The sequence below is a fragment of the Comamonas sp. FUJ_7 genome (assembly GCF_057369555.1).
Genome location: NZ_JBXXZI010000006.1, coordinates 1 through 12,223 on the forward strand (window position 1 = coordinate 1; position 12,223 = coordinate 12,223).

Annotated in this window: 8 protein-coding genes and 1 tRNA gene; 2 read left to right on the forward strand and 7 right to left on the reverse strand. The window is 59.9% G+C overall.

Translation table 11 applies throughout. The annotated features are described in order from the left end of the window. Positions 1-161, forward strand: a 161-nt coding sequence (locus AC2I9W_RS10160) for an integrase core domain-containing protein (protein ID WP_486410111.1), incomplete at its 5' end; no start/stop codon positions are given. Between the two features lie 379 nt (positions 162-540). Here the strand turns inward: AC2I9W_RS10160 and AC2I9W_RS10165 are convergent. The 7 genes from AC2I9W_RS10165 to AC2I9W_RS10195 form a co-directional block, all read right to left on the reverse strand. After that, positions 541-630, reverse strand: a tRNA-Ser gene (locus tag AC2I9W_RS10165). Between the two features lie 184 nt (positions 631-814). Then, positions 815-3,112 carry an NADP-dependent malic enzyme gene (locus AC2I9W_RS10170; RefSeq protein ID WP_486409855.1) on the reverse strand — a complete coding sequence of 766 codons (2,298 nt, stop codon included), beginning with the start codon at positions 3,110-3,112 and terminating at the stop codon, positions 815-817. A gap of 171 nt (positions 3,113-3,283) precedes the next feature. Next, positions 3,284-4,771: a nucleobase:cation symporter-2 family protein gene (locus AC2I9W_RS10175; RefSeq protein WP_486409856.1), complete on the reverse strand. Its 1,488-nt coding sequence runs from the start codon at positions 4,769-4,771 to the stop codon at positions 3,284-3,286. 707 nt (positions 4,772-5,478) lie between these two features. Beyond that, entirely contained in the window at positions 5,479-6,777 is a 1,299-nt protein-coding gene (locus tag AC2I9W_RS10180) for a M20 family metallopeptidase (protein ID WP_486409857.1), read from the reverse strand. Next, positions 6,774-8,561 (reverse strand): 2-oxo-4-hydroxy-4-carboxy-5-ureidoimidazoline decarboxylase, encoded by a 1,788-nt coding sequence (gene uraD / locus AC2I9W_RS10185; protein ID WP_486409858.1) that lies wholly within the window; start codon positions 8,559-8,561, stop codon positions 6,774-6,776. The genes AC2I9W_RS10180 and uraD overlap by 4 nt, the downstream gene beginning before the upstream one ends. A 7-nt stretch (positions 8,562-8,568) precedes the next feature. After that, the gene (puuE, locus tag AC2I9W_RS10190; protein ID WP_486409859.1) at positions 8,569-9,525 is read right to left on the reverse strand and encodes an allantoinase PuuE; all 957 of its coding nucleotides are present in this window, start codon (positions 9,523-9,525) and stop codon (positions 8,569-8,571) included. Further along, positions 9,522-10,199 (reverse strand): GntR family transcriptional regulator, encoded by a 678-nt coding sequence (locus AC2I9W_RS10195; RefSeq protein WP_486409860.1) that lies wholly within the window; start codon positions 10,197-10,199, stop codon positions 9,522-9,524. The genes puuE and AC2I9W_RS10195 overlap by 4 nt, the downstream gene beginning before the upstream one ends. Positions 10,200-10,411: 212 nt before the next feature. On the opposite strand from AC2I9W_RS10195, the gene AC2I9W_RS10200 reads away from it, so the two are divergent. Beyond that, entirely contained in the window at positions 10,412-11,764 is a 1,353-nt protein-coding gene (locus tag AC2I9W_RS10200) for a glycerate kinase type-2 family protein (protein WP_486409861.1), read from the forward strand. Positions 11,765-12,223: the final 459 nt, after the last annotated feature.

The window sequence follows — 12,223 nt, forward strand, 5'->3', positions numbered from 1 at the left end:
GAAACCGCTGGGTCAATACATGGCTGTCACAGTATTATTGGAACGACCTCGATGAGGTTCGGGAGTTCGCCACGCAGTGGATGTGGCGCTACAACCATGAACGCCCAAACATGGCATTGGGCGGGATCACCCCTAAACAGCGGCTGGCCATGGCCGCATAGCTCTACTTCTCAGAGCGGTGGTTTATGGGGGGATTACCGTCAAGCACTCAAAAGCAAACTAGTGGCGAAGCTACTGCTGTCATAAAGCACCAGCTTGCAGTAGGCGTGGGTATGAGTCTGCGCTGGGCTGCTGTATTGGCGCAGCTTGTGCGCTTGGGCCGCCCTCGGTTGGTAGTCGTGGTACCGGCGTGTTTTGATGTTGGTAGGCTGGTCTTGACTTCGATTTGTGCAAGAGCACATGGCTTCCTGCTTCGAAGACTTTGAGTACGTTCTAAAGAAAAAAGGCTGCACCTGTGAGGGTGCAGCCTTTGTTTTAAGTGGTACCTTATGTGGTACAGAAATTAAAAACCGTTGTAAGTTGCTGATTTCATTATAGATGTGGCGGAGGCTGTGAGATTCGAACTCACGGAAGGATCACTCCTTCGGCAGTTTTCAAGACTGCTGGTTTAAACCACTCACCCAAACCTCCGGATGGCAGGATTCTACACAAGGATTGCAGAGTGATTTGGCTTTATGCGGTACAAGAAGAATCGATAGCGCTGAAATAAAGTTCAACGACTTTTTGCGATGCATTGGTAAACAAGCCACCCAGAGAATGTCAATGGATGGCTTTTGTGTGGATTTACTCAAGTATCTCTACCTGAGTGCACGTTTTACCCGCGCAGAGCAATCGCCTGAGCTGCAGCCAGCGCCGTCATGTTGACGACGCGGCGCACGGTGGACGATGGGGTCAGCACGTGGGCAGATGCGGCGCAGCCCATCAGGATGGGGCCGATGGTTGTGCCGTGGCCACCGGTGGTCTTTAGCACGTTGAACAGAATGTTCGCTGCGTCCAGGTTGGGGCAGATCAGCACGTTGGCTGCACCGGTCAGGGTGGAGTCCAGCAGGGCATGGTTGCGCACATTGGCGTCCAGCGCGGCGTCGCCGTGCATTTCACCGTCGCATTCGATGCCGGGGTTGGCGGCAGCGAACAGGTCGCGGGCAGCGCGCATCTTGCGGGCGGAGCCGCGTGTGGAGGAGCCGTAGTTGCTGTGCGAGAGGAATGCAACCTTGGGTGGCAGACCAAAGCGGGCCACTTCGTCGGCAGCCATCTTGGCGATCTCGGCCAGCTCTTCGGCGCTGGGGGCGTCGTTGATATAGGTGTCGGCGACGAACAGCGTGCCGGACTCCAGCATGACGGCGTTGACGGTGGCGAACTCGCTGGCACCCTTCTTCAGGCCCAGCACATCTTCCAGGTGCAGCAGGTGGTTGTCGAAACGACCGACCAGACCGCACAGCATGGCATCGGCATCTCCAAGATGCACCATCAGAGCAGCGATTAGGGTATTGGAGCGGCGCACGGCAGCCTTAGCGGCTTCGGGGGTGATGCCATTGCGGCCCATCAGCTTGTGATAGGTCTCCCAGTACTGGCGGAAGCGTGGATCGTCTTCTGGGTTACAGATTTCGACATCCTTGCCCAGCTGCATACGCAGGCCTGCCTTTGCAATACGCGCTTCGATGACGGCGGGACGGCCAATCAGGATGGGCTTGGCCAGACCATCGTCCAGCGCCACTTGCACAGCACGCAGCACGCGCTCGTCTTCACCTTCGGCATAGGCCACGCGTTGCTGGTTGGCCTTGGCGGCGGCAAACACAGGGCGCATGAACATGCTGGTCTGGTAGACGAAGCGGGTCAGGCTTTCGCGATAGGCAGCGATGTCTTCGATGGGGCGGGTGGCCACACCGGATTCGGCAGCGGCCTGAGCCACGGCGGGAGCGATGCGCAGGATCAGGCGCGTATCGAAAGGCGTGGGGATCAGGTAGTCGGGGCCGAAGGTCAGCTCCTTGCCCTGGTAGGCGGCAGCGACTTCATCGCTGACATCCTGCTTGGCCAGAGCCGCGATTTCACGCACGCAGGCCAGCTTCATGGCTTCGGTGATCTTGGTGGCGCCGCAATCGAGCGCGCCACGGAAGATGTAGGGGAAGCACAGGACGTTGTTGACCTGGTTGGGGTAGTCCGAGCGGCCGGTGGCCACGATGCAGTCCGGGCGAATGGCTTTGGCCAGTTCGGGGCGGATTTCCGGCTCGGGGTTGGCCAGGGCCAGGATGACGGGCTTGTCGGCCATGGTCTTGACCATGTCGGCTGTCAGCACGCCGGGAGCGGAGCAGCCCAGGAAGACGTCAGCGCCGTTGACCACGTCGGCCAGGGTGCGGGCTTCGGTGTTCTGTGCGTAGCGAGCCTTGGATGCGTCCAGACCGCCGGGGCGACCTTCATAGATCACGCCCTTGGAGTCAACCATGTAGACGTTGGAGCGCTTGACACCCAGGCCCACCATCACGTCCACGCAGGCAATGGCTGCAGCGCCGGCGCCTGAGACGGCTACCTTGACGTTGGCGATGTCCTTGCCCACCAGCTCCAGACCGTTGAGCAAAGCGGCGCTGGAGATGATGGCCGTGCCGTGCTGGTCGTCATGGAACACGGGAATGTTCATGCGCTTGGAGAGTTCTTGCTCGATGTAGAAGCACTCTGGCGCCTTGATGTCTTCCAGGTTGATGCCGCCCAGGGTGGGCTCCATGGCAGCAATGATTTCGATGAGCTTGTCTGGATCGCGCTCGGCCAGTTCGATGTCGAACACGTCCACACCGGCAAACTTCTTGAACAGGCAACCCTTGCCTTCCATCACGGGCTTGGAGGCCAGAGGGCCGATATCGCCCAGACCCAGCACGGCAGTGCCGTTGGTGATCACGCCAACCAGGTTGCCACGCGAGGTGTACTCGGCTGCGGTGGCGGGATCCGCCTCGATGTCCAGGCAGGGGTAGGCCACGCCTGGCGAGTAGGCCAGAGACAGGTCACGCTGGTTGGACAGGGGCTTGGTGGGGGTGACGGAGATCTTGCCTTTGACGGGGCTGCGGTGGTATTCGCGGGCCGCATCGCGCAAGGCTTGTTCGGCGGTGGACAGGTTTTGTGTCATACGAAATTTTTATCAGCAAGTTGCTCTCGAAGCTTACCGGATGGTGAGAGGCTTTTGAGGTCAGGTCTGTTTTGCTTCAACTACATCGACAACAAACCCCCTGACACTCTGAAAGGCGGCAGGGGGCTTGGGCTGGCGGGTAGGCCAGCAGTCGCTGAAAAGGCAGAACGATTAGTGGGCGTCTGCCTCACGTGCTGCATGGATGGCAGCACTGTTGTCTTTGGCGGCTCCGTTAAAGAAAAGATTCAGTACCACGGCGGTAATCGAGGACAGCAGGATACCGGATTCAATCAGTGGATGGATGGAATGGGGCATCCACTGGCGGAAATTAGGTGCAACCAAAGGAATCATTCCTACGCCAATAGACACTGCCACGATCATGGCGTTGTGCTTGTTGTTGCGGAAATCCACGTTGGCCAGAATGCGAATGCCGGTCGAGGCCACCATGCCGAACATGACCAAGCCTGCGCCACCCAGCACCACGGTGGGCAGGGATTCGATCAGAGCGCCCATCTTGGGCAGCACGCCCAGGATGATGAGGATGGCGCCACCGGCCACGCAAACCCAGCGGCTCATGACGCCGGTGACGGCGACCAAGCCCACGTTCTGCGAGAAGCTGGTGTAGGGGAAGGTGTTGAAGATGCCGCCGATCAGCGTGCCCAGGCCATCGGTGCGCAGACCGCGTGTCAGCTCGTCCTGGGAGATCTCGCGTTTGGTCATGTCACCCAGGGCCAGAAACATGCCGGTCGATTCGATCATCACCACGACCATCACCAGACTCATGGTCAGAATCAGAATCGGATCGAATACGGGGTAGGCAATGTCAAAGGGCAGCACCAGGGTGAACCACTCGGCCTCGCTTACTTTGTCGAAGTTCATCAAACCCAGGGCGACGGAGATGACGCCGCCGATCAAGATGCCCATCAGCACCGAGATATTGGCCAGGAAGCCCTTGGCAAAGCGTGCGATCAGCAAGATGGACAGCAGCACGACACCCGAGACGGCGGCGCCTTGCAGGTCTGCGTATTTGGGGTTGGGCATGGTGGGCAGCACCGAGAAGCCTTTGGGAATGGCTGGCAGCGCGGAGCCAGGGGCACCGGCCATGGCCTGTGCTTGTGCCAGCCATTTCAGGTGCTCGGGGTTGGGTACGGAAGGCGCAGTCGGGCCTACGGGGTTGCCAAAGATCCAATTGATGCCCACGCGCATCAGGCTGATGCCGATGACGGCAATGATGGTACCGGTCACCACTGGCGGGAAAAAGCGCAGCATGCGGCTGACCAGCGGAGCAATGAGGATGGAGATCACCCCCGCGCCGATCACCGCTCCAAAGATCAGGCCCGCGCCTGCATGACCGCCGGTGGACTGGGCAATGGCCACCATGGGCGCCACGCTGGCAAAGGTCACGCCCATCATCACGGGCAGCTTGATGCCGAACCACTGGGTGGCACCCAGGGCCTGAATCAGGGTGACCAGACCGCAGACGAACAGGTCAGCGGAGATCAGGTGAGCTACTTGCTCTGGGGGAAGGTTCAGGGCACGGCCCACGATCAGGGGAACGGCCACGGCGCCTGCGTACATGACAAGCACGTGCTGCAGGCCCAATGCGGTCAGCTTGCCAAACGGCAAGACTTCATCCACTGGATGCACTTGGGTAGTCATAGAAATCAGTCTCCTCACTTCATATTTGGTCTCGGCTTGCCGAGCAGCAACATCTGCTTATGCAATCCATACAAAAAGTGTATACAGCTCAAAATGCGCCATATCTCCCGGTAAACCCTGTTTAAAAGGCATCAAGTCGCTTCAGATTTTGAGGTTATGCGTTTTTCGCATGACTACGCTATCGATAGCCTTGATTGCTTCAAAAAAGATAGCTATAACCGCTTGTAAATAAATATATTTAAAGCGTTTTAATATTTAAATACATTGCTCATAAGCGGAATAAGCTATTAAAAAAGAAGCATTAATGCTTGATCTAGCTGATTCGCTGTCGGTTGCTTCAAGTTATGTTCATGCGAGTCATGGCTGTTCACACTTTTCCAGGGTTAAAGTTGCAGCGCTCTTGATAGCGTCGGTGCTGGATTGCTGATGGCTGCTCCTATAAAAAATGCGAAAAGCTCTTTATTGGTGCACGAATGTGCAAAAGCGTGCATTGGAGTCTCTGGGCCTGCCTTGCAGGGGCTGATGCATGACTGCAATGCAAAAGGCGTGCCTGAACTGATTTGGCGCTGGAATGTCGGTGCTTGGCCGGGCCTTGCTCTGCACTGTCTGGAATACGGCAAGGCATAAAAAAAGAGCCAGGATTGCTCCTGGCTCTTGGGGCCTGATCAGTCAGGGACTTGATCGGGCAGCATGAGTCTATGCAGGCTTTAGGCGGTCAGGTCCACCAGCGAGCGGGCCACCACCTTGGTTGCGCGGCGCAGGTCTTCCAGCACCAGACGCTCGTCGGAGCGCTTGGCGTGCGATTCCAGCACGGTGCGGGGGCCGGCGCCGTAGATCACGCCGGGGATGCCGCGCTCGACGTACAGGCGTACGTCGGTGTACAGGGGCGTGCCCACGGCAGGAGGCACTTCACCGAAGACGGCTTCACCATGCTTCTGGATGGCGTCGACCAGGGGCTTGTTGCCGTCCAGGGGCGTCATGGCATTGGCCAGCAGCAGGCGCTTAATCTGAACGCGCACGGCGTCTTCGCCGGTAAAGCCGCCTTGGGTGTTGAAGTCTTCAATGGCCTTGGCGATCACGGCGCGGATGCTGGCTTCCACTTCCACGGGATTCTCTTCAGGAATCATGCGGCGGTCGATCTTGAGCATGACCTTGCCAGGCACCACGTTGGTGTTGGTGCCGCCGTCGATGCGGCCGATGTTCAGGTACGGGTGCTTGATGCCGGGCACCTTGGACGTGACTTGCTTGTACTTCACGTTCTCGGCGTACAGAGCCGTGAGCAGCACAGCGGTGGCTTGCAGCGCGTCCACACCGGTGTGGGGCACGGCGGCGTGAGCCATCTTGCCCTGCACGGTGATTTCCATCTGCAGGCAGCCGTTGTGAGCGGTCACGACTTCGTAGCTGAAGCCCGCTGCAATCATCAGGTCGGGCTTGGTCAGGCCCTTTTCCAGCAGCCAGCCGGGGCCCATGATGCCGCCGAACTCTTCGTCGTAGGTGTAGTGCAGCTCCACCGCGCCTTTGGTTGGCTTGGCCACGGCTTCCAGAGCACGCACGGCAAAGGTGAAGGAGGCGAAATCGCTCTTGCTCACAGCTGCAGCGCGGCCATACAGCTTGCCGTCTTCGATCTCGGCGCCGTAGGGGTCCTTGGTCCAGCCTTCGCCTGGGGGCACCACGTCGCCGTGGGCGTTCAGGGCGATAGTCTTGCCACCGTCACCTTGAGTGCCGTACTCGCGGCGCACGATCAGGTTGGTGATCGACTCCATGCCGTAGGCCTTCACATCGGCTTCGGGCACGACGTGTTTTTCGGCGTCAAAGCCAAAACCCTTGATCAGCTCGGCCGTGCGCTCTGCGTGGGGCGCATTGTTGCCAGGAGGTGTGTCCGTGGGCACTTGCACCATGGCTTGCAAAAACTTCACTTCTTCGTCGAAGTGCTCGTCAATCCATGCGTCGATGGCTGCATAAGTGGCGGCGTAAGTGGCTTGCTTGTCTTGGTTCATATCAGTCATTGCTTTTCTTGAGCCAGTTGTTGGAGGAGGTGAGCGAAGGCGTCCACCGACAGCTGCATGTCGTCAGCGGTGGTGGCTTCCAGCGGGTTGTGGCTGATGCCAGCGTTCATGCCGCGCACGAACAACATGGCCTGGGGCATGATTTCGTGCAGCTTCATGGCGTCGTGGCCGGCGCCGCTGGGCATGCGCAACAGCGGCACGCCCAGTGCGTCCACAGCGTTTTCCCAGCGCTTTTGCCACTCGGGGGCGCTAGGCGCGGCCGATGCTTTCATGGTCAGCTCGGTCGTGTAGCGCAAGCCGCGGCGCTCGGCGATCGCGGCCATCTCGGCCATGATGTCGTTGATCATGGCGTCGCGCTGCTCATTGGTAGGGGCGCGCAGATCCAGCGAGAACTGGCAGCGGCCGGGCACCACGTTGACCGAGCCTGAAGGCACATTCAGCTGGCCGATAGTGGCCACGCTGTCGCCATCCTGGCCGGCGCGCTTTTCGATGTACAGCGACAGCTCGGCCACGCCAGCGGCGGCGTCACGGCGGCGGTTCATGGGGGTGGTGCCTGCGTGGCTGGCCATGCCGATGAATTCGCACACATAACGGGCGCTGCCGTTGATGGAGGTGACGATGCCCAGGGGGATGTCCAGCTCGTTGAGCACCGGACCTTGCTCGATGTGCACTTCGACAAAGCCCAGGTACTTGGCGGGATCGCGCTTCAGCTTGGGGATGTCGTCGATGCACAGACCGGCGTGCAGCATGGCTTCGCGCAAGGTGATGCCATCGGCGTCCTTCTGATCCAGCCATTCACTCTTGAAGTCGCCCACCAGGGCGCCAGAGCCCAGGAAGGTGGCCTTGTAACGCTGGCCTTCCTCTTCCGAGAAGCCCACGACTTCAATGTTGAAGGGCAGGCGCTTGCCTTGCTGGGCCAGTTGCTTGACGCAGGCCATGGGCACGAAGATGCCCAGACGGCCGTCGTACTTGCCGCCGTTGCGCACGGTGTCGTAGTGGCTGCCGGTCAGCAGAGTCTTGGCGCCCTTGGCTTCGTATTCAGAGGCAGCCTTATAGCGGCCGACCACGTTGCCGACGGCGTCGATCTCGACTTCGTCGAAGCCGATTTCACGCATCCAGTGGCTGATGCGCTGAGCGCAGGCGCGGTGAGCGTCGGTCAGATAAGTCACCGTCAGCTGGCCCTTTTCGGCGTAGCCGGGGTCGCTGTTGGTGGACAGGCGCTCTTGCCAGTCCCAGACTTCGTTGCCTTCTACGGGCTCATAGCCGAACTTGTCGTTCAGACGGATTTCGGCAATGCGGTGAATATTGCGCAGAGCCTCAGCCTGCTCGTAAGCAGGGTGGTTGAACATGCGGCGCTCGAACGTGGCAATGATCTCGGCCTTGGACAGGCCGAGGCCTCGCGCGCCGCGCACAGCCAGGATGAACGGGAAGCCGAATCGCTTGCCGTACTCGGCGTTGAGCTTGCGGATGTGCTCCAGCTCTTCGGGCGTGCAGTTGGTGAGGCCCGCCTTCTTCTGCTCGTTCGTCGATTCGGCCGTGAGCGTGTTGGTCTCCATCTGCTTGCCGGCCAGCTCCGGGTGAGCGCGAATCAGGTCTAGCTTGGACTGCTCGCTGGACTCGGCCAGCACCTGGGCCATGGCGTGTTTGATGTGGGCCATGGACTTGAAGGGGCGCTGCTCCAGCGCCTTGGCGGCAATCCAGGGCGAGTGCTCGTACAGGCCATCGAGCAGGTCGGTGGCGGTGGCCGCATCGGCGGCATTCAGTTGTTCCAGGGTCAAAGCCATGACGCAATCAATCCTTGCAGGGGAAACGCTCGGCCCAGTGGCGAGCCAAATCGATACGGCGGCACACCCACACCTTGTCGTGCTTCTGGATGTGGTCGAGGAAGCGCTGCAGCGCTGTAATTCGGCCGGGGCGGCCCAGCAGTCGGCAGTGCATGCCGATGCTCATCATCTTGGGGGCGTTGTCGCCGCTGGCATTGCCCTCGGCGTACAAGACATCGAATGTGTCCTTCATGTACTGGAAGAACGGATCGGCATGCGAGTAACCCTGGGGCAGGGCAAAGCGCATGTCGTTGACGTCGAGCGTGTAGGGAACGATGAGCTGGTTGCGCGTTGTGCCGTCGCTCTTGGCAACTTTCATCCAGAAGGGCAGGTCGTCGCCGTAGTAGTCGCTGTCATAGGTAAAGCGGCCGGTGTCGGCCACCAGGCGGTGGCTGTTGGGGCTGTCGCGGCCGGTGTACCAGCCCAGACCGTGGTCGCCATGGTGGCCGTACAGCTCTTCAAAGATGTCCACGCATTGCTGCATGTGGGCGCGCTCGATCTCTTCGGGCACGTTCTGGTAGTGGATCCACTTCAGGCCGTGGCAGGCCACTTCGTGGCCCAGCTCGTCAAAGGCCTGGGCTAGCTCGCGGTGTTTTTGCAGAGCCGTGGCCACGCCGAACACGGTCAGCGGCAGGCCGCGCTTTTCAAACTCTTTGAGAATGCGCCAAACGCCCACGCGCGAGCCGTATTCATAGATGCCATCCATGCTCATGTGGCGGGCAGGGTAGCTGGCAGGATTGAACATCTCCGACAGAAACTGCTCGCTGCCGGGGTCGCCGTGCAGGATGTGGTTCTCACCGCCTTCTTCGTAGTTCAGCACGAACTGCACCGCCACGCGGGCTTGGCCGGGCCATTGCGGATGGGGTGTGCTGCGACCGTAGCCAATCAGGTCGCGCGGGTAGGGGGCGGTGGAATCGTAAGTCATAGAGGAACGGAAGAAAGTGCCATCGACAAATCGTTCGTTGGCAGGTCGCGGTCAAAGGTCAGGCCTGCTTCCACGTGGTCCAGGTGTTGCTGCATCAGCAGTACCGCATGTTCTGCATCGCCTGCTGCCAGTGCAGCGACGATGTCGGCATGCTCTTCGTGTGAATGCTCGGCCGCCGATGCAGACTGGTACATCAGGGTGATTAATGCGCAGCGGGAAATCAGCTCGCCCAGCAGCTGTGCCAACACCTCGTTGCCCATCAGCTCTGCCATGCGCACGTGGAAGTCGCCCAGCAGCTCGGTGCGCTGGCCGACGTCGTTGGTTTCCATGGCCTTTTTCTCGGCAGCTACATGGGCTTTCAGCGCACGGATCTTGGCGCTGGTGCTTTGCGTCATGAAGCTGCGCACCATCTCGGCTTCGAGCATGCGGCGCACGGCAAACACCTGGCGGGCTTCATCCACGGAAGGCGTTGCCACAAAAGCGCCGCGTGCAGGCTCCAGCTTGATGAGCTTGTTTTGTGAGAGCTGAAACAGGGCTTGCCGAACCAGCGTGCGGGAGACGCCAAAGTGGTCGGCAAGCTTTTGCTCTGCCAGCTTGGTGCCGGGCATCAGGCGATGCTCGACGATGGCCTTGGTCAGGCTTTCGACAATGAAGCTGGTGGTGGAAGTTTCCATAAATTGATCATAGCGGTTGAAGACAAGTTTTGTATACAGTTTTTGTTCACCAAACCTAGTGTTTGTCTCGATGGTGAGTAGCAGAAAGCTGTGTGCAAGCGCACAAAACCAATGAATACAAGGGGTTGTGATATTGGTGCTGCAAAGATCAGCAGTGTTGTGACATGGGATGCTCTGTAAGGCAAAAAAGCCCGAATGCACAATGCGCAGCTATGCAAGCACCGAATATATCCTCGCGTGCGCAGAACGCTTCTGCGCCTTCGCCACAGCAAGATCCGCAAGGCTTTTTGCGTCACCTTTATGAGGTAGCTGTGCGCAATGCCTTGCCTATTGAAGGTCTGGCGCGCAGCCTGCCCAAGCCCCCCAAGGGACGTACCGTGGTGCTGGGTGCAGGCAAGGCGGGCGGCTCCATGGCGCAGGCGCTGGAGGCGCTGTGGCCTGCCGATGCGCCACTGTCCGGTCTGGTGGTGACCCGTTACGGGCATATTCCGCCGCGCCCCGAAGGGCTGCCGGAGCGGCTGGAGGTGGTCGAAGCAGCGCATCCTGTGCCAGACGCGGCAGGTCTGGCCGCTGCCGAGCGCATTCTGGCGCTGACGCGGGGGCTGACGGCAGACGATCTGGTGATCTGCCTGGTTTCGGGGGGTGGCTCTGCGCTGCTGACCCTGCCAGCCGAGGGTATTGATCTGGCAGAGAAGCAGCGCATCAACAAGGCCCTGCTGGAAAGCGGCGCCGCCATTGGCGAGATGAACTGCGTGCGCAAGCACCTCTCGCGCATCAAGGGTGGACGACTGGCTGCGGCCTGCCACCCCGCCAAGGTGGTGACCTTGACCATCAGCGATGTGCCTGGTGACGATCCATCGGTCATCGCCAGCGGCCCGACGGTGCCGGATGCCACGACCTGCGCCGATGCGCTGGCGATTCTGGATCGCTACCAGATCAGCATTCCGGGCAATGTGCGTTCCGCGCTGCAGGACGGCTTGTTTGAAACGCCCAAGCTGAATGACCCGCGTTTTGAAGGTCATGAGGTGCACTTGATTGCCACGCCTCAGCAATCGCTGGAAGCGGCTGCAGCCGCTGCGCGCGAAGCCGGTATGGCTGTACATGTGCTGTCCGACGAGATGGAAGGTGAATCGCGCGAAGTGGGCAAGGTCCATGCGGCACTGGCCCGCGCCGTGGCCAAGCGTGGCGAGCCCTTTGCCAAGCCCAGCGTGATTCTGTCCGGCGGTGAAACCACCGTCACGATTCGTCCCCGTCAGCCCGGCGCAGCCAAGGGTCGCGGCGGCCGTGCGGGAGAGTTCTGCCTGGGTCTGGCGCAGGCGCTGCAAGGCCAGGAAAAAGTCTGGGCGCTGGCTGCAGACACCGACGGCATTGATGGCATCGAAGACAACGCTGGCGCGCGTGTTTCGCCTTGCACGCTCAAGCGCGCAGCGGAAAAGAATATGCGCATCAGCGACTATCTGGATCGCAACGATGCCTATGGCTACTTTGAAGCGCTGGGCGACCTGGTCATCACCGGCCCGACGCACACCAATGTGAACGACTTCCGCGCGATTCTGGTGCTGTGAACCTGCTGATTTGATAGCTGCTTGCGCTGGCTATTAAACGGTTTCAGCATCAAAACAATTTGCAGCCACCGTTAAACAAGCGGTAGCTGCTTTGTTTTTGAGAGCGATAAGGATTTCAGATTCAAGCAGGGCCAGCGCTCTCGCTCGTCTGGCAGCGCCTGAGCAGTTTTGACTGCATGCCTTTTTTGCCGGCAGAGGCCGGGGTTTCGCCCCGGCGGACGACCTACTTTCTGGCGTGCCAGAAAGTAGGCAAAGAGCACTGCCCCTACTGCCCACGTCCCTTTGCTTCGCTGCGGGCAACCTGCGCCGTCAACCTCTTGTGGCGATGCGGCAAAACTTACTGCGCGTCTTCGACGCTCCGTTCAAACACGTTGCCGTAAATTTGATGACGATGCAGTTGCACTCTTCGGTGCAACTGCGCGCCGCAAGAGGCCGCCGTCGCAGGCGTGATCACAAGGG

Coding starts and splice junctions, on each gene's coding strand:
- AC2I9W_RS10200 (WP_486409861.1), top strand. CDS start 10,412: ATGCAAGCACCGAATATATCCTCGCGTGCGCAGAACGCTTCTGCGCCT.
- puuE (WP_486409859.1), bottom strand. CDS start 9,525: ATGACTTACGATTCCACCGCCCCCTACCCGCGCGACCTGATTGGCTAC.
- AC2I9W_RS10170 (WP_486409855.1), bottom strand. CDS start 3,112: ATGACACAAAACCTGTCCACCGCCGAACAAGCCTTGCGCGATGCGGCC.
- AC2I9W_RS10195 (WP_486409860.1), bottom strand. CDS start 10,199: ATGGAAACTTCCACCACCAGCTTCATTGTCGAAAGCCTGACCAAGGCC.
- AC2I9W_RS10175 (WP_486409856.1), bottom strand. CDS start 4,771: ATGACTACCCAAGTGCATCCAGTGGATGAAGTCTTGCCGTTTGGCAAG.
- AC2I9W_RS10180 (WP_486409857.1), bottom strand. CDS start 6,777: ATGACTGATATGAACCAAGACAAGCAAGCCACTTACGCCGCCACTTAT.
- uraD (WP_486409858.1), bottom strand. CDS start 8,561: ATGGCTTTGACCCTGGAACAACTGAATGCCGCCGATGCGGCCACCGCC.